This is a genomic window from Dietzia sp. PP-33, from assembly GCF_033790845.1.
Taxonomy (GTDB): domain Bacteria; phylum Actinomycetota; class Actinomycetes; order Mycobacteriales; family Mycobacteriaceae; genus Dietzia.
This window is the reverse complement of sequence record NZ_JAMYEI010000005.1, coordinates 1-17,996: the sequence shown is the minus strand read 5'-3', so window position 1 is coordinate 17,996 and position 17,996 is coordinate 1. Positions and strand designations below refer to the sequence as shown.

The window sequence follows — 17,996 nt, the reverse complement described above, 5'->3', positions numbered from 1 at the left end:
GTGATCCCGTGTTCACCCTCCGGGGCTACCTCGTGAGGGTGACCACCGATCTCCGCCTTGAGAGGTATGTCCAGGGAGGATGGCGGCGAATACCGTCATCGGCATGAACCGAGACGACGCGAGGCCCACCGGGGTCGGAACCTCCGACCTCCGCACCGTCATCTGGGACGGCTTCCGGCGCCGTGGATGGGACTATGTCGCGATCGTCGTCGCACTCGCGTTCCTCTCCGTGGCGTGGCCGACGTTCTTCGTCACCCACGACCTCTGGCCGGTTCTCGTGCCGGTTCTGGCGGTACTGTGCTCGCTGCCGGTCGCCGTAGTCCGGCACACCCCGTTCGTGTCGTGGGGCGTCGTGGTGGTCGCATGCCTCGTCGCGGTCCCGTTCCGGGTCGAGCCCGGCTACCCCCTCGGGTGGCCGGTGGTGTTCCACCTGACCCTGGCCGTGTGTCTGGCCGCCGTCATCCTCGTCGAGACCCCGCCGCGGGTGGCGACGGCGATCGCGGCGACGATGGTGCTGATGGCGTTCGGCCCGCAGGTCAGGGTCAGCGTGGGATGGATGGTCGGCGTGGCGGTCTTCTCCGCCGTGGTCCTCATCGTCCGCTGGTTGGTGTCCTCTCGCCGGCAACTCAGGAGTTCGCACGCCCAGCTGGCCAGGGAATCGGAGCGTTCCTCGGAGCAGTCCGATCTGCGGGTGATGGCGGAGGAACGCAATCACCTCGCCCGCGACCTGCACGACGTGGTGGCGCACCAGATGTCGATGATCGTGGTCCAGTCGCAGTCCGCGCCATACCGGCTCCAGGGGGTCACGCCGGGTATCCACGCGGAGTTCGACTCGATCGCCGGGACGGCCCGCGAGGCACTCGACGAGGTCCGAGGCCTGCTCGGGGTGTTGCGAACGGACGCGGAGTCCGGGGCGGTGGAGCCGGTGGGGGTCGACCAGATCGAACCGACGCTCCAGTCCGCCCGCCGGTCGGGAGTGGACATCACGTGGCAGATCACGGGGGCGACCGACCAGATCGACGAGACCGCCGGGGTCGTTCTGCACCGGGTCCTCCAGGAATCCCTCTCCAATGCCTCACGACACGCACCGGGCGGCCTCGTCGTCGTCACCCTCACGGTGGCCAGCGTCGATTCCGGCGACGCGCGCGCGACAGCGATGCTCGAGGTGGACAGTGGCCCGGCCGCACCGGGCGCCCTCATCTCGCCGGGCAGTGGTGGGGGATCCGGGATCAAGGGGATGTCCGCCCGGGTGCAGGCCGTGGGTGGCACGTTCGCCGCCCTGCCTGCGGCAGATGGGGGGTTCACGGTGTCGGCGACCGTCCCGATCCGTACCGGGAAGCGGACGCGATCGCGTCTAGGCTGACCGGAATGACCGTCTCGGTGTTGATAGTCGACGACCAGGCCATGGTCCGGCAGGGATTCGCCGCGCTGCTCGACGCGCAGACGGATATCTCCGTGATCGGGGATGCCGAGAACGGAGCGATAGCGGTGGCCAAGGTCGACGCCCTCAGGCCCGACGTGGTGTTCATGGACGTGCGCATGCCCGAGATGGACGGACTCGAGGCCGCGCGCCGCATCCTGGGATCCGGCCTCGATCCGGCGCCCCGGATCATCATGCTCACCACGTTCGACCTGGACGACTATGTATACGAAGCTCTGCGCATCGGTTGCTCGGGTTTTCTACTCAAGGACGCACCGGCCGAGGAGTTGTTCCGCGCCGTTCGGGTCGTCGTGGCCGGGGAGGCGTTGTTGGCGCCCACGGTCACGCGGCGGCTGATCCGGGAGACGGTCGCGAGAAACAGACGGCCGCGGCGCACTGCACGAGAGCTGGAGAGTCTGACCCCGCGTGAACTCGAGACCGTCGAGCAGATCGCCACCGGGCGGTCCAACGCGGAGATCGCCTCCGAACTGTTCATCTCTGAGGAGACCGTCAAGACCCACGTACGCCGGGTGCTGCAGAAACTCACACTCCGGGACCGGGCGCAGGTGGTGGTGTACGCCTACGAGAACGGCGTGGTCTGACCGCGCGGGGCTGCGCGCGCGGGGACGTGGAGGCATGCGGTGCGAGGGAGTGCGCACCGGGGGAGCTCACGAGACGATCGACTAGTCTGTTTCCGGATACCGACACGCCTCGCCGGAGGTCGCGGCGACAGGGGAGGACGAGAGCACAGGTGAGCGAAGACACGAGCGCGGTCGAGGTGCAGATCGACGAGGAGTCGCTGGCGCGATACGCGGCGGAGGCCGAGAACGCTTTCGCCGCCGCGGGTGACCTCGAGGCACTCGCCGCGGCCAAGACCGGGCACCTGGGGGACCGCAGTCCCATCGCGTTGGGTCGCCGGACCCTCGGGTCGCTGCCCAAGGAGCAGAAGGCCTCGGCGGGCAAGGCCGTCAACGCGGCCCGGGGGCGGGTGCAACAGGCGTACGACGCCCGTCTCGCCGAGCTCCAGGCCGAGCGCGACGCCGCCGTCCTGGTGGCGGAGACCCTCGATCTGACCGTGCCGTCCGGTCGGGCACCGGTCGGCGCCCAGCACCCCATCACGATCATCACCGAGCAGGTCGCTGACGTGTTCGTGGCCATGGGCTGGGAGATCACCGAGGGGCCGGAGGTCGAGGCCGAGCACTACAACTTCGACGCGCTCAACTTCCTGCCGGACCACCCCGCGCGCACCCTCCAGGACACCTTCCACATCGCGCCCGACGGCAGTCGCCAGGTGCTGCGCACGCACACCTCGCCGGTGCAGATCCGGACGATGCTGGACCGGGAGCCGCCCATCTACGTGGCCTGCCCCGGACGGACGTTCCGTACGGACGAACTCGACGCCACCCACACCCCGGTGTTCCACCAGGTCGAGGGCCTGGCGATCGACAAGGGGCTGACCATGGCGCACCTGCGGGGCGCGCTCGACGCGTTCGCCCGCGCCCTGTTCGGTCCGGAGACCCGCACGCGGATGCGGCCCAACTACTTCCCGTTCACCGAGCCCTCCGCCGAGGTCGACGTGTGGTTCCCGCGCAAGAAGGGCGGCGCCGGCTGGGTCGAGTGGGGCGGCTGCGGGATGGTGCACCCCAACGTGCTCACCGCCTGCGGCATCGACCCCGAAGAGTACTCGGGCTTCGCGTTCGGCATGGGGCTGGAGCGCACCCTGCAGTTCCGCAACGGCCTGTCCGACATGCGCGACATGGTGGAGGGCGACGTCCGCTTCTCCCTGCCGTTCGGCATCCGCTCCTGACCCGCCGCATCCACCCCACCCCAGAAGACGAAGGACCCCACAGTGCGAATTGCGCAGTCCTGGCTGACCGAGATCCTGCAGCGGGCCAACGACGGCTGGTCCGTGAGCCCGGCCGAGCTGGACGCCGGTTTCGTGCGCGTCGGCCTCGAGGTGGAGGGCGAGCCGGAGCAGTTGCCCGAGATCGACGGCCCGCTCACCATCGGCCGGGTCAGCAGCATCGAGGAGCTGGAGGGCTTCAAGAAGCCCATCCGCTTCTGTCTGGTCGACGTGTGCGGTGACGAGCCGCAGCAGATCGTGTGCGGTGCCCGCAACTTCGCGGAAGGCGACCTGGTCGTCGTCGCCCTGCCGGGCACCGTCCTGCCGGGCGGGTTCGAGATCGGCAAGCGTAAGACGTACGGCAAGCCGAGTGAGGGCATGATCTGCTCGGCCTCCGAGCTGGGGATCGGCTCCGACCACAGCGGGATCATCGTCCTCGCCGAGGACACCGCCGAGCCCGGGGATCCCGCCGCACCGGTGCTCGCGGCCGGCGCCGGCGAGCGGGACACCGTGATCGAACTCAACGTGACTCCGGACCGCGGCTACTGCCTGTCTGCCCGCGGCCTGGCCCGCGAGCTGGCGTGCGGGTTCGGCCTGGACTTCGCGGATCCGGCGGTCGAGCTCGAGCTGCCGTCCGAGGGCGAGGCCTGGCCGCTTGAGGTGGCCGAGGAGTCCGGTGCGCAGCGGTTCGCCCTGCGCCGCGTCACGGGCATCGACCCGACTGCCCGCACCCCGTGGTGGATGGCGCGGCGGCTGCTGCTGTCGGGCGTGCGCCCGATCTCCCCGGCCGTCGACGTCACCAACTACGTGATGCTCGAGCTGGGGCACCCGATGCACGCGTTCGACGCCGCTCACCTGCAGGGCGGGCTGACCGTCCGCCGGGCCCGCGCGGGGGAGACGCTCACCACCCTCGACGACGTGGAGCGCACGCTCGACCCCGAGGACGTCGTCATCTGCGACGACCGCGGCCCGATCTCGATGGCCGGCGTCATGGGTGGCGCCAGCACCGAGGTCTCCGACGACACGACCGACGTCCTGCTCGAGGCCGCCGTGTGGGACACCCTCGCGGTGTTCCGGACGATCCGCCGCCACAAACTCCCCAGCGAGGCGGGCAAGCGCTACGAGCGCGGGGTCGACGCCGCAGCGTCGATCGCGGCGCTGGACCGCGCGGCCACGCTGCTCGCCGAGATCACCGGCGGCACCGTGGAGGCCTCTCTCACGGACGTCGGGTCGGCGCCCGCGATGCCGACGATCGCGTTCGATCCTGAGCGCCCCTCGCGGGTGGCGGGGGTCGAGTATCCGGTGGGGACCACCCGCCACCGTCTGGAGCAGATCGGGTGCACCGTCGCCGGTGACGACTCGGTGTTGCTCGAGGTGACCGCCCCGGCCTGGCGCCCCGACCTGACCCTGCCCGCGGATCTGGTCGAGGAGGTGCTGCGCCTGGAGGGACTGGAGAACATCCCGTCCGTGTTGCCGACCGCCCCGGCCGGCCGCGGGCTCACCGCCACCCAGCGCGGCCGCCGCGGGGTGGCACACGCCCTGGCGGCGGCCGGGCACGTGGAGGTACTCACGTCCCCGTTCTGTGACCCGTCGGTGTTCGACGCCATGGGACTGGACGACGACGACGAGCGCCGCAGCACCATGGCCGTGGTCAACCCCCTGGAGAGCGACAAGGGGCATCTCGCCACGACGCTCCTGCCGTCGATGGTGGAGATCGCCCGGCGCAATCTCACCCGCGGCAGCCGCGATCTGTCGCTGTACTCGATCGCGCAGGTGTCCTTCCGTACCCCGACCACCGGGGCGGTGGAGATGCTGCCCGTCGACCGCGAGCCGACGGCGCGGGAGCGGCAGGCGCTCAGCGCCTCGCTACCCCATCAACCCGTGCACGTGGCCGCCCTCTACACCGGTAGGCGGGTGCCGGCGAGCCACTTCGGGCCGGGCCGTGACGCCGATGCCCTCGACGCCGTCGACGCGGCCCGGGTCGTCGGCCGGGCCCTGGGCGCCGACATCGATGTCCGGGCGGCGGACCACGCGCCGTGGCACCCGGGTCGGTGTGTCGAGGTCATCGTCGATGGAGAGGTGGTCGGCCACGCCGGCGAGTTGCACCCGGCGGCGTGTGAACGGCTCGGCCTCCCGGGACGGTCCTGCGCGCTCGAGCTCGACCTCACCGCTGTCGGGGCCCGCGAGGTCCTGCCCGCTCCGTCGATCTCGCCGTACCCCGCCGTCAACCAGGACGTCGCCCTCGTGGTGGACGTCTCCGTGCCCGCGTCCGCCGTCGAGGCGGCACTGCGCTCCGGTGGCGGGGACCTGCTCGAGAGTGTCCGACTGTTCGACGTCTACACCGGCTCCCAGCTGGGTGAGGGACGCAAGTCCCTGGCGTACGCGCTGACATTCCGCGCCGATGACCGCACGCTCACCGAGGACGAGGGCACGCACTGGCGCACGGCCGCGGTGGAGGCCGCGGAGGCGGCCGTGGGAGCGAGCCTCCGTGGCTGAGGCGGCGAGGGTCCCGCTGGTCCTGTGCATCGCGGGCACCGATCCGTCGGGAGGTGCGGGCCTGCTCGCCGACGTCAAGGCCGTCGCCGCGATGGGTGGGTACGCGATGGGGGCGGTCACCGCGGTCACCGTCCAGAACACCCTCGGGGTCACCGGTGTGCACGCCGTACCCGTCGACACGGTCGTGGCCCAGCTCGACGCCGTCGCGGACGACGTCCGGATCGATGCGGTCAAGATCGGCATGCTCGGCGAGGCCTCCCTCGTCGAGGCCGTGGGCGACTGGCTGCGTCGCCGCCGACCCCCGAACGTGGTCCTCGATCCGGTGATGGTCGCCACCACAGGCGGCAGGCTCGCGAGCGGGGACGCGTCGCGGATGCTGCGGGACCTGGTTCCGCTCGTGGATCTGGTCACGCCGAACGTCCCCGAGCTCGCAGTCCTGTGCGGGGAGGCGACCGCCGGAGACATCGAGACGATCGTGGGGCAGGCCGAACTCGTCCACGACCAGACCGGGTGCGCCGTTCTGGCCACGACCGGTGACCTCGAGGACGGTAGCGCCGAGGACGTCCTCGTGCGGTCCGTGCGCGAGCGGCGCACGACGCTGCGACTGCCGTTCGTCCGCGTGGACACCCCGCACACCCACGGGACCGGGTGTTCCCTGTCCTCCGCCCTGGCCACGGCCCGCGTCGGAACCGCCGACTTCGAGGCGGCCTATCGGCGGGTACGGCCGTGGATGGACGGCGCGCTCAGGGGTGGGATGTCCCTCGGGGTGGGCCGGGGGGCCGGGCCGCTCGACCACACCTGGTTCCTCCACCACTGAGCTGTTCCACCACTGAGCTGTTCCGCTACCGGGCTCCCCGCTGGTCTGTGTCGGTAGCTTCGGTAGCCCGCCACCGTGTCGTACACCTGTGCGAATATCCGGCTCACCACACAGCCGAGACCTCCGGGAGTAGACCATGACCACCACACCGCACCCGTCCACTTCGCCCGCCGACACCGCGGCCAGGGCACTCGATCGCGTCCGCAAGCTGTTCGCCAAGGCCGAGAGCGTCGCCGGGACACCGGAGGCCGAGATCCTGCTCGAGCGGGGGTACGCACTGCTGGCCAAGTACGGGGTCGACGAGGCCCTGGCCAGGTCGGGGCCCGACGCGGAGCCCGCGGAGGTGGCGGTGCTCGACCACGTGGTGGCCGGGAGGTACCAGCCCGACCAGGTGGGCCTGGTGGCCGCCCTCGCCGCCGCGATGCACTGTCGGGCCGTCACCTCCACCCGCACGGACGGGGTCAAGATCGTCCACGTCGTGGGGGTGCGCCGGCACGTGGAGCGGGTCGGGGTGCTCGCCGGGGCGTTGACCGGCGTCATGCTCGCCGCCGCGGCCCGCCAGCGGCCCGCGCCCGGCGTCTCGCCGGTCACCCATCGGAAGTCGTTCATGACAGGGTTCGCCTTCGAGGTGGGTCGTCGACTGGCCGCTGCCGAGCGCGGAGCGGTCGCGGAGAGCGATGACGCCGCCGGGGCGGGTCTCGTCCTGCGTTCGGATGCCCAGCGTGCGGAGACCGAGCTGCGGCGCCGCTTCCCGTCCGCGGTCCGGGGCGCCCGCCGTCGGGTGGGCACCTCGGGGATCGAGGAAGGGCGCCGGGTCGGCGGATCCGTGGACCTCGGGCAGAGTCGCTTCGACGGGGGGCGGCGCCAGATCGGGGCATGACGAGGGTCGGCGACGGGGGATCGCCGGCCCGGTGTGCAAAATATTGCAAGATCATGCATACTCGTGCGTATGGCAATCAAGGTAGCGGTCGCAGGTGCTTCGGGATACGCGGGCGGGGAGTTCCTCCGCCTCCTGCTCGGTCACCCGTCGCTGGCATCGGGCGACATGGAGATCGGCACACTCGCGGCGGCGTCCAGCGCCGGGCAGTCGCTGGCCGAGCACCACCCTCATCTGCTGCCCCTCGCGGACCGCGTACTCACCGAGACCAGCGCGGAGACACTGTCCGGGCACGATGTCGTGGTCCTGGGCCTGCCCCACGGGCACTCCGCCGCGATCGCCGAGGAGCTGGGCCCGGACGTCCTCGTCGTCGACCTCGGCGCGGACTTCCGGCTGTCCGATTCCTCGGACTGGGAGGCCTACTACGGGTCGGCACACGCAGGTACCTGGCCGTACGGACTGCCGGAGCTCCCCGGGGCGCGCGAGTCCCTGCGGTCGACCCGTCGGATCGCGGTGCCCGGGTGTTTTCCCACCGGAGCGAGCATCGCCCTGTTCCCCGCGGTGGCCGCCGGCCTGATCGACGCGTCCGCGATCACTATCGTCTCGGTCACGGGAGCCTCGGGCGCGGGCAAGTCCGCGAAGGTGCCGATGCTGGCCTCGGAGGTCATGGGCTCGGCCAAGGCGTACGGCGTCACCACCCACCGTCATGCGCCGGAGATCACCCAGAACCTACGGGCCGTCACGGAGGCGGCGGTCTCGGTGAGCTTCACACCGGTGTTGGCCCCGATGGCGCGTGGGATCCTCACCACCGCGATCGCGCCGACCACCGCGACCGCGGAGGAACTGCGTCGGGTGTACGCCGAGGCGTTCGACGACGAGCCCTTCGTCCACGTGCTCCCGCCGGGCGTGCAGCCGATGACCGCCTCGGTACTCGGATCGAACGCCGTGCAACTGGGTATCGAGGTGGATCAGCGTGCTGGCCGCGCGGTGTTCACCGCGGCGATCGACAACCTCGCCAAGGGCACCGCCGGTGGCGCGATCCAGTCCATGAACCTGGCCCTCGGTCTCCCCGAGACGGCCGGCCTCAGCACCGTCGGTCTGGCCCCGTGAACCAGGAGCCACTTCCTGGAGCGACACCCGACGGTCACGCTCACGGCCTCGAGCGGTGGTTCGATCCGGTGTCGTTCGACACCGTGTTCTGGGTGGCGCCGCCGGGCACGACCGCCGTTCTGGAGGTGACCGGACAGGGTTCCGACGCCGCGGAGCTGCAGTGGAGTACCCGGTGCGCCGAGATCCCGTCGACCCGAGCCGTCGTGCTCGTCGACGGTCCGGGACACGAGGACCCCTCGGTGGACTTCGGGACCGCGCATTCGGTCGCCGAGGCGGTCGCCGAGTTCGTCACCGACCGGGCCGGGGTGGAGGCCGGCCCCATCGAGGTCCTGGTCTTCCGGCCGGACACCGATCACGCGCCGTGGCCCGACCCCACCCCGGCGACCGGTGGGGCCTCGTTCCGTTTCCGACACCGGGGCGGGGCCGACGTCCACGTCGCACTGACCCTGCCCGCACCGACCCCGCCCGCACCGAGCTCACCCGATTCGACCCCGCCCGCACCGTCCCCGACCACCACGCCCGCACCGTCCCCGACCACCACGCCCGGGAAGGCCTGACATGACCACCGAGATGAACGACGGGTCCACCGAGCTGACGCCGTTCGTCCGCGCGCACGTGCTCGCCGAGGCGCTGCCGTGGCTACAGAAGTTCCACGACAAGATCATCGTGGTCAAGTACGGCGGCAACGCGATGATCGACGATCAGCTCAAGGCGGCGTTCGCCGCCGACATGGTGTTCCTCCGTACCTGTGGCCTCAAGCCGGTGGTGGTCCACGGAGGCGGCCCGCAGATCACGTCGATGCTCGGTCGCCTGGGCATGGAGGGCGAGTTCCGCGGGGGCTTCCGCGTCACCACCCCCGAGGTCATGGACATCGTCCGTATGGTGCTGTTCGGTCAGGTGGGCCGAGAGCTGGTCGGGCTGATCAACGCGCATGGCCCCTACGCGGTCGGCATCTCCGGGGAGGACGCGGGTCTGTTCACCGCGGTCCGGCGGACGGCGATGGTCGACGGTGAGCCCACCGACATCGGGCTGGTCGGAGACGTCGAGTCGGTCGATCCCCGGGCCGTGCTGGACCTCATCGAGGCCGGGCGTATCCCCGTCGTGTCCACGATCGCGCCCGACACCGACGGCACCGTCCACAACATCAACGCCGACTCCGCGGCCGGTGCACTTGCGACCGCACTCGGTGCCGAGAAGCTCGTCGTCCTCACCGACGTGGAGGGGTTGTACACCAACTGGCCGGACCGGTCGTCGTTGGTGACCCACCTCGGGACCGGGCCGCTGGAGCGGCTGCTGCCGTCGCTCGAGAGCGGGATGGTCCCCAAGATGGAGGCGTGCCTGCGGACCGTGCAGGGCGGGGTGCGGGCGGCCCACGTCATCGACGGCCGCGTCGAGCACTCCGTGCTGCTCGAGGTCCTCACCGAGGGGGGCATCGGCACCATGGTCACCGCGGGAGACCACGAGACCCGCACACCCGCTGGAGGTGGGAAGTGAGCGATCAGCACCCCGTGACCCTCACCTCCCGGTGGGGAAGCGCACTCATGCACAACTACGGCACCCCTCCGCTCGAGCTGGTCTCGGGTCGGGGCGCGACCGTGACCGCCGCCGATGGCCGCGAGTACATGGACCTGCTCGGCGGGATCGCGGTCAACGCCCTGGGGCACGCTCATCCCGCGCTGGTCGACGCGGTCAGCCGCCAGGTCGCCGAGCTGGGCCACGTGTCCAACCTGTACATCCACCCGACCGTCGTCACCCTGGCCGAACGGCTCGAGTCCCTGCTGGCCGTCGACGTGCCCGTCCGCGCCTTCTTCTGCAACTCGGGTGCGGAAGCCAACGAGGCGGCGTTCAAGATCGCCCGCCGGACGGGGCGCGCGCGGATCCTCGCGGCGGAGAACGGCTTCCACGGCCGGACCATGGGCGCGCTCGCGATGACGGGTCAGCCCGCCAAACGGGAACCGTTCGAACCGATGCCCGCCGGGGTCGAGTTCTTCCCCTACGGCGACATCGCGGCGCTCGGCGAGCTGGTGGGGCGGGACCCCGGCGACACGGCCGCCGTGATCGTCGAACCGATCCAGGGCGAGGGCGGGGTCGTCGAGCCCCCCGAGGGTTTCCTCGCGGACGTGCGTTCGTTGTGCAGCGAGCACGGGATCCTCATGATCGTCGACGAGGTCCAGACCGGGATCGGTCGTACCGGGTCGATGTTCGCCTCGCGGAGAGCGGGAGTGGTCCCCGACGTGATCACCCTGGCCAAGGGGCTCGGGGGCGGCCTGCCGATCGGTGCCTGCCTGGGGATCGGCGCAGCCGGGGAGCTGCTGACCGCCGGCCAGCACGGCACCACGTTCGGTGGGAACCCCGTCGCGTGCGCGGCCGCGCTGGCCGTGCTCGACACGATCGAGTCCGACGACCTGATAGCCCATGTCGACCGACTCGGCAAGATCATCGCCGCAGAGATCGAGTGCCTGGACCACCCGCTCGTCGACCACGTCCGCGGGAGTGGGCTCCTGCTCGGCGTGGTGCTCACCGCCCCGCTCGCCAAGGCGGTGGAGGGAGCGGCCAGGGATGCCGGCTACCTCGTCGGGGCGACCGCGGCGGACGTGGTCCGACTGGCGCCGCCACTCATCCTCACCGAGGAGCAGGCCGCACGGTTCGTCGCGGGGCTGCCCCGCATCCTCGACGCCGCGACCCCGAAGGAGACCTCGTCATGACCGCGTCACCACCGTCAGTGCGGCACTTCCTGCGCGACGACGACCTCAGCCCCTCGGAGCAGGCCGAGGTCCTCGATCTGGGGATGCGGCTCAAGGCCGACCCGTTCTCGGCACGCCCGCTCGAGGGCCCGCGCTCGGTCGCCGTGATCTTCGACAAGACCTCCACCCGGACACGGTTCTCCTTCGACGCCGGGATCGCCCAACTCGGCGGCAACGCGATCGTGGTGGAGTCCGGTTCCACCCAGATGGGCAAGGGCGAGACCCTCTCGGACACCGCCAGGGTGATGTCGCGCTACGTCGAGGCGATCGTCTGGCGCACCTATTCGCAGGACGGGCTCGCCGAGCTCGCCGAGCATTCGGACGTGCCGGTGGTCAACGCACTGACCGATGAGTTCCATCCGTGCCAGATCCTCGCGGACCTGCTCACGATCCGGGAGAACTTCGGTCGTACCGCGGGCCTGCGCGCGGTCTACCTCGGCGACGGCGCGAACAACATGGGGCACTCGTACCTGCTCGGGTTCGCCACCGCCGGCATGCACGTCACCATCGCCGCGCCGCAGGGGTACCAGCCGACCGGTCAGGTGGTGGCCGACGCCGAGCGCATCGCGGCCGAGACCGGGGGATCGGTGGCGATCACCACCGACGTCGACTCCGCGGTCTCCGGAGCCGACGTCCTCATCACGGATACCTGGGTCTCGATGGGGATGGAGGACTCGGCGACCGACCGGCTGCGGGACCTGGCCGCCTACCGGTTGGGACAGGAATCGGTCGACAGGGCCTCGGACGACGTGATCGTCCTGCACTGCCTTCCCGCCTACCGTGGCAAGGAGATCACGGCGGAGGTCCTCGACGGTCCCCGCAGCCGTGTCCTCGACGAGGCCGAGAACCGCCTGCACGCACAGAAGGCACTCCTGGTGTGGCTCCTGGGGCGGTCGTGACCTCGGCGGGGACGGTCAGCAGGACCGTCAGGCACGCCCGCATCGCCGAGATCCTCCAGCGGCGACCCGTCCGTAGTCAGACCGAGCTGGCCGAGGCACTGGCGCAGGAGGGGATCGGGGTCGCGGTGGCCACGTTGAGCCGCGACCTCGACGAACTCGGGGCGGTCAAACTGCGCGCCGCGGACGGCGGCGCGGGACGCTACGTGATCCCCGAGGACGGCAGCCACACCCCGGGGATCCCCGGGGGCACCGACAGGCTCGGCAGGCTCCTCGGGGACCTCCTGGTCTCGGCGGACCACAGCGGCAACATCGCGGTACTGCGCACCCCGCCGGGGGCCGCCAACTTCCTGGCGAGTGCACTGGACCGCGCGAACCTCGACGACGTGGTGGGCACGATCGCCGGGGATGACACCATATTCGTGATGGCCCGCGAGCACGTCGGAGGAGCCGCGCTCGCGGACCGACTGTCCTCGCTGGCCCGACGCCAGCTCTGACACCCGAGACCGAACACCATCAGACTTTCAGACCGAGAACCACCAAGGAGCACACCATGTCCGATCGCGTAGTCCTCGCCTACTCCGGAGGCCTCGACACCTCCGTCGCCATCAGCTGGATCGGCAAGGAGACCGGCGCCGAGGTCGTCGCCGTCGCCATCGACCTGGGCCAGGGCGGTGAGGACATGGAGGTCATACGGCAGCGCGCGCTGGACTGCGGTGCCGTCGAGTCGGTCGTCGTGGACGCCCGCGACGAGTTCGCCGACGAGTACTGCGCGCCGACGATCAAGGCCAACGGGATGTACATGCGGGAGTACCCGCTGGTCTCGGCGATCTCCCGTCCGCTGATCGTCAAGCACCTGGTCACCGCGGCCAAGATGCACGGCGGGACGGCTGTGGCCCACGGTTGCACCGGCAAGGGCAACGACCAGGTCCGCTTCGAGGTCGGCTTCGGCGCACTGGCCCCCGACCTCGACGTGATCGCCCCCGTCCGCGACTACGCCTGGACGCGTGAGAAGGCCATCGAGTTCGCCGAGCAGAACGAGATCCCCATCAACGTGACCAAGAAGTCACCGTTCTCGATCGACCAGAACGTCTGGGGTCGCGCCGTGGAGACCGGCTTCCTCGAGGACCTGTGGAACGCCCCCACCAAGGACGTCTACGACTACACCGAGGACCCCACCCTCAACTTCGCCGCTCCCGACGAGGTCACCGTGACCTTCTCGGAGGGCATCCCGGTGGCGATCGACGGACGCAAGGTCTCCGTGCTCCAGGCCATCGAGGAGCTCAACCGTCGTGGCGGAGCCCAGGGTGTGGGTCGGCTCGACATGGTCGAGGACCGGCTCGTGGGCATCAAGAGCCGCGAGGTCTACGAGGCGCCGGGGGCGATGATCCTCATCACCGCGCACAAGGCGCTCGAGGACGTCACCCTCGAGCGGGAGCTGGCCCGTTTCAAGTCGGGTGTGTCCGACCAGTGGTCCAACGCCGTCTACGACGGCCTGTGGTTCTCCCCGCTCAAGTACGCCCTCGACGCGTTCATCGACAACACTCAGCAGCACGTCAACGGTGACATCCGGATGGCCCTGCACGGTGGATCCATCGTGGTCAACGGTCGTCGTTCCGACTCCTCGTTGTACGACTTCAATCTGGCCACCTACGACGAGGGTGACTCGTTCGACCAGAGCTACGCCAAGGGTTTCGTCAACCTCCACGGCCTCAGCTCCAAGATCGCCGCCAAGCGGGACCTCGGACTGTGAACGAGGAGCGGCGGGAGGACGACCGGCACGGCACCAACACCGGAGCGCTGTGGGGAGGCCGCTTCTCCGGAGGTCCGGCCGAGGCGATGGCCGCCCTCAGCAAGTCCACCCACTTCGACTGGGAGCTCGCGCCGTACGACATCAGGGCGTCCAAGGCGCACGCCAGGGTCCTGCACCGCGCCGAACTGCTCTCCGGGGCAGACCTCGACGCCATGCTCGACGGGTTGGACCGGCTGGCCGCCGACGTCGACTCCGGGGCGTTCGTCCCGGCCGAGTCGGACGAGGACGTGCATGGTGCCCTCGAGCGAGGTCTGATCGACCGGGTCGGGGTCGAGATCGGTGGGCGCCTCCGCGCGGGGCGCTCCCGCAACGACCAGGTCGCCACCCTGTTCCGGATGTGGTTGCGCGACGCCGTCAGGGCCGTCGCCGAGGGGGCCCTCGACGTGGTCGACGCGCTCGTCGGTCAGGCGGACGCACACGCCGAGACGGTGATGCCGGGCAAGACGCACTTCCAGGCGGCGCAGCCGGTCCTGCTCTCCCATCAGCTCCTGGCTCACGCCCAGCCGCTCCTGCGGGACGTCGATCGGATCCGGGACCTGGACCGCCGACTCGCTGTCTCCCCGTACGGATCGGGAGCCCTGGCCGGCTCCTCTCTCGGGTTGGACCCGGACGCGATCGCGGCGGAACTCGGCTTCGATCGAGCCGCGGACAACTCGATCGACGCGACGAGCTCGCGGGACTTCGCCTCCGAGGCGGCCTACGTCCTCGCCCAGATCGCGGTGGACCTCTCCCGCCTGGCCGAAGAGGTCATCGCCTGGTCGACCCCGGAGTTCGCGTATGTGACGCTCGCCGACGAGTGGTCGACCGGCAGCTCGATCATGCCGCAGAAGAAGAACCCGGACGTCGCGGAACTCATGCGGGGCAAGACCGGCAGGCTCATCGGCAACCTGACCGGCCTGCTCGCGACCCTCAAGGCCCAGCCGCTGGCCTACAACCGGGATCTGCAGGAGGACAAGGAGCCGGTATTCGACTCGGTCGCCCAGCTGGATCTCCTGCTCCCGGCCATGGCGGGGATGATCGCGACCCTGGAGTTCCACCCGGACCGCCTCGCGGAGCTCGCCCCGGCCGGGTACACGTTGGCCACCGACATCGCGGAGTGGATGGTGCGCCAGGGTGTGGCGTTCCGCGTCGCCCACGAGGCGGCGGGGGAGTGCGTTCGGGTGGCCGAGGGGCGCGGTGTCGGTCTGGACGAGTTGACCGACGACGAGTTGGCGGCGGTCGACCCGGCACTGACGCCCGCCGTGCGGGACGTGCTCACGGTGACGGGATCCATCGCGTCACGAAGCGCCCGCGGCGGTACCGCCGGTACGGCTGTGGCCGAGCAGCGGCGGCGGCTGGGAGAGATCCGTGACGAACTCGCCGACTGGGTAGGGTGAGCGCCATGTCCGCCATCGATGACCGTCTGCTCGAGATCCTGGCCTGCCCCGAGGACAAGGGGCCGCTACTGCTGGCCGGAGACGACACGCTCTACAACCCGCGCCTCCGTCGCGCGTACCGGATCGACGACGGGATCCCGGTCCTGCTGGTGGACGAGGCACGCCAGGTCGGGGACACCGAGCACGCGGACCTGCTCGCCCGCGCGGGCGGCGCTCCGCAGGAGTGACCCGCCAGCGCACCGCGCCGGACGCGTTCCGGGCAGTGCTCCGCGAGGCCGCGCCGGACGAGGCCGCCCGAGCACTGCTCGGGGGAGTGCTGACCCACGGCGCGGTCTCGGTACGGGTGGTGGAGGTGGAGGCCTACGGCGGCCCGGCGGACTCACCCCACCCGGATCCCGCCGCGCACACCTGGCCCGGACCGACCCCGCGGAACGAGGTGATGTTCGGCGATGCGGGCCACCTCTACGTCTACCTCAGTCACGGGATCCACCAGTGCGTCAACATCACCTGCCGTCCCGCGGGTGAGGGAGGCGGGGTCCTGCTCCGTGCCGCGCGGCTGGAGGCAGGCCACGAGCTGGTCGAGCACCGCCGGCCGGGGATACCCCATGACCGGGTCGCCCGCGGCCCCGGCAACCTCGGCAGGACCCTGGGAATCGACCTCTCCTTCCGGGGGATGGACGTGCTCGAGTCGTCGTCGGTCGGTTTCCGGCCCGATCCCCTCCCCGATGAGCAGATCGGGGTGGGTCCCCGGGTCGGGGTCTCGCGCGCGGCGGACCGCCCGTGGCGGTTCTGGCTGGCCGGGGCGCGTGAGGTCTCGGCGTATCGGCGTAGCCCACGCGCACCGCGCGCTGCGACTCCCGCACCCCGCCCGGTGCCGGTGCGGGGCACCGATGGGGAACAATGGCGGGCGTGACTACCAACATCCTCGATGACCTGCAGTGGCGGGGGCTCATCGCGCAGTCGACCGACCTGGACGCGCTTCGTTCCCATATCGACGAGGGCTCGGTGTCGCTCTACTGCGGATTCGATCCAACGGGGCCGAGCCTGCACGCCGGCCACCTGATCCCGTTGCTCACCCTGCGGCGGTTCCAGTTGGCCGGACACCGGCCGGTCGTTCTGGCGGGCGGCGCGACCGGGCTGATCGGTGACCCCCGCGAGGTGGGGGAGCGCACCATGAACACCACGGACACCGTGGCCGAGTGGACGGAACGCATCGAGGGTCAGCTCGAGTTGTTCGTGGACCTCAACGAGGGGCCGGCGGGCGCCCGCGTGGTCAACAACATGCAGTGGACCGGACATCTGACCGCCATCCAGTTCCTCCGAGACGTCGGTAAGCACTTCTCGCTCAACACGATGCTCGGGCGTGACACCGTCAAGCGCCGTCTCGACGGTGACGGGATCTCGTTCACCGAGTTCTCCTACATGCTGCTCCAGGCCAACGACTTCCTGCAGCTGCGTCGGACCATGGACTGCACTCTGCAACTGGGTGGCTCGGACCAGTGGGGCAACATCATCGGTGGTGTCGACCTGAACAGGCGCGTGGACGGCGAGTCCGTGCACGCCATGACCGTCCCACTGGTGACCTCGTCCGACGGGAAGAAGTTCGGCAAATCGACCGGTGGGGGGAGCCTCTGGCTGGACCCCGCGCTGACCAGTCCCTACACCTGGTACCAGTACTTCCTCAACACCTCGGATGATGACGTCGTGCGCTACCTGCGGTGGTTCACCTTCCTCGGACGGCAGGAGATCGACGAGCTCGACGAACTCACCCGGGAGAAGCCGCACCTGAGGGCGGCGCAGAAGCGTCTGGCCGAGGAGATGACCACCATGGTGCACGGGGTCGCGGCCACGGAATCGGTGCAGGCGGCGTCGCAGGCGTTGTTCGGTCGCGGTGAACTGACGACCCTGGACGAGCGGACCCTCGGGGCCGCGCTCGAGGACGCCGGGTCCGTCGACGTGGAATCCGACGGCCCGACGACGATCGTGGACCTGCTGGTGGCCTCCGGTCTCTGCGAGAGCAAGGGCGCTGCCCGTCGTGCCGTCGGGGAAGGTGGCGCCTACGTCAACAACGACCGCGTCGACGACCCGGAGTGGACGCCGGCGCCGGCCGATCTGTTGCACGGGTCCTGGCTGGTGCTGCGACGGGGCAAGAGGAGCTTTGCCGGGGTTCGGATCCGCTGAGTCCTCCGGGTCCATCCGCAGAAGGCGCTGGCATCCCCGGCGCCTTCTGACGTTTCACGCAGTGACCAGGCGATTTGCGTTTCAGTTCACGGCTGCGTAACTTATTGGAAGTCGCCGAGAGCGAGTTCGGACCGGGAGGTTCGAGTTGCTGGGGGTGATGTGCTCCAGGGTGTGGCAGGAACCGCCGGTTTGACCGGGACGGGGAGAGTCGCTAGGCTGGAGAAGTTGCCCCGAAAGAGGCGGCGGAGTGTGGTTGTTCCTCGAGAACCGGTGGTCAGAGACTTATCGGGGTTCGATGTGTGGGTGTTGTTTGAGAACTCAACAGTGTGTTTTGTTTGTGATAGTGCCAAATTTTTTGTTTGGTTGCGACCCTTTCACATCCCTGTCGTGGGGGTCGCGTTTTTTTGAACAGCCAGTTTGTTT

Annotated in this window: 17 protein-coding genes; all 17 read left to right on the top strand. The window is 70.2% G+C overall.

Annotated elements, in window-relative coordinates; translation table 11 throughout:
* The first annotated feature begins 103 nt into the window (after positions 1-103).
* On the top strand, positions 104-1,363 hold the full coding sequence (locus NJE57_RS10060) for a sensor histidine kinase (RefSeq protein WP_319028272.1): 1,260 nt from the start codon (positions 104-106) through the stop codon (positions 1,361-1,363).
* 5 nt (positions 1,364-1,368) lie between these two features.
* Positions 1,369-2,022 (top strand): response regulator transcription factor, encoded by a 654-nt coding sequence (locus NJE57_RS10055; RefSeq protein ID WP_319028271.1) that lies wholly within the window; start codon positions 1,369-1,371, stop codon positions 2,020-2,022.
* A gap of 149 nt (positions 2,023-2,171) precedes the next feature.
* Positions 2,172-3,227 carry a phenylalanine--tRNA ligase subunit alpha gene (gene pheS, locus NJE57_RS10050; protein ID WP_319028270.1) on the top strand — a complete coding sequence of 352 codons (1,056 nt, stop codon included), beginning with the start codon at positions 2,172-2,174 and terminating at the stop codon, positions 3,225-3,227.
* A gap of 42 nt (positions 3,228-3,269) precedes the next feature.
* Positions 3,270-5,759, top strand: a complete 2,490-nt coding sequence (pheT, locus tag NJE57_RS10045) for a phenylalanine--tRNA ligase subunit beta (RefSeq protein WP_319028269.1) — start codon at positions 3,270-3,272, stop codon at positions 5,757-5,759.
* Positions 5,752-6,576: a bifunctional hydroxymethylpyrimidine kinase/phosphomethylpyrimidine kinase gene (thiD, locus tag NJE57_RS10040; RefSeq protein WP_319028268.1), complete on the top strand. Its 825-nt coding sequence runs from the start codon at positions 5,752-5,754 to the stop codon at positions 6,574-6,576. The genes pheT and thiD overlap by 8 nt, the downstream gene beginning before the upstream one ends.
* A 136-nt stretch (positions 6,577-6,712) precedes the next feature.
* Positions 6,713-7,456 carry a DUF2786 domain-containing protein gene (locus NJE57_RS10035; protein ID WP_319028267.1) on the top strand — a complete coding sequence of 248 codons (744 nt, stop codon included), beginning with the start codon at positions 6,713-6,715 and terminating at the stop codon, positions 7,454-7,456.
* A 69-nt stretch (positions 7,457-7,525) separates the two neighbouring features.
* A complete protein-coding gene (gene argC, locus NJE57_RS10030; RefSeq protein WP_319028266.1) occupies positions 7,526-8,563 on the top strand; it encodes an N-acetyl-gamma-glutamyl-phosphate reductase in 1,038 nt (345 codons plus the stop codon).
* A gap of 68 nt (positions 8,564-8,631) precedes the next feature.
* A complete protein-coding gene (locus NJE57_RS10025; RefSeq protein ID WP_319028265.1) occupies positions 8,632-9,120 on the top strand; it encodes a hypothetical protein in 489 nt (162 codons plus the stop codon).
* Position 9,121: 1 nt separating this feature from the next.
* Positions 9,122-10,057: an acetylglutamate kinase gene (gene argB / locus NJE57_RS10020; protein WP_319028264.1), complete on the top strand. Its 936-nt coding sequence runs from the start codon at positions 9,122-9,124 to the stop codon at positions 10,055-10,057.
* Positions 10,054-11,268, top strand: a complete 1,215-nt coding sequence (locus NJE57_RS10015; protein WP_319028263.1) for an acetylornithine transaminase — start codon at positions 10,054-10,056, stop codon at positions 11,266-11,268. Before argB ends, NJE57_RS10015 begins: the two co-directional genes overlap by 4 nt.
* A complete protein-coding gene (argF, locus tag NJE57_RS10010; protein WP_319028262.1) occupies positions 11,265-12,206 on the top strand; it encodes an ornithine carbamoyltransferase in 942 nt (313 codons plus the stop codon). The genes NJE57_RS10015 and argF overlap by 4 nt, the downstream gene beginning before the upstream one ends.
* The gene (locus tag NJE57_RS10005) at positions 12,203-12,700 is read left to right on the top strand and encodes an arginine repressor (protein WP_319028261.1); all 498 of its coding nucleotides are present in this window, start codon (positions 12,203-12,205) and stop codon (positions 12,698-12,700) included. The genes argF and NJE57_RS10005 overlap by 4 nt, the downstream gene beginning before the upstream one ends.
* A gap of 56 nt (positions 12,701-12,756) precedes the next feature.
* Positions 12,757-13,956 carry an argininosuccinate synthase gene (locus NJE57_RS10000; protein WP_319028260.1) on the top strand — a complete coding sequence of 400 codons (1,200 nt, stop codon included), beginning with the start codon at positions 12,757-12,759 and terminating at the stop codon, positions 13,954-13,956.
* Positions 13,953-15,392, top strand: coding sequence for an argininosuccinate lyase (argH, locus tag NJE57_RS09995; RefSeq protein WP_319028259.1), 1,440 nt, complete (start codon positions 13,953-13,955; stop codon positions 15,390-15,392). The genes NJE57_RS10000 and argH overlap by 4 nt, the downstream gene beginning before the upstream one ends.
* Before the next feature lie 5 nt (positions 15,393-15,397).
* Positions 15,398-15,619, top strand: coding sequence for a Trm112 family protein (locus tag NJE57_RS09990; RefSeq protein ID WP_319028258.1), 222 nt, complete (start codon positions 15,398-15,400; stop codon positions 15,617-15,619).
* Positions 15,616-16,305 (top strand): DNA-3-methyladenine glycosylase, encoded by a 690-nt coding sequence (locus NJE57_RS09985; protein ID WP_413464395.1) that lies wholly within the window; start codon positions 15,616-15,618, stop codon positions 16,303-16,305. The genes NJE57_RS09990 and NJE57_RS09985 overlap by 4 nt, the downstream gene beginning before the upstream one ends.
* Positions 16,302-17,573, top strand: coding sequence for a tyrosine--tRNA ligase (gene tyrS / locus NJE57_RS09980; RefSeq protein WP_319028257.1), 1,272 nt, complete (start codon positions 16,302-16,304; stop codon positions 17,571-17,573). Before NJE57_RS09985 ends, tyrS begins: the two co-directional genes overlap by 4 nt.
* Positions 17,574-17,996 lie beyond the last annotated feature (423 nt).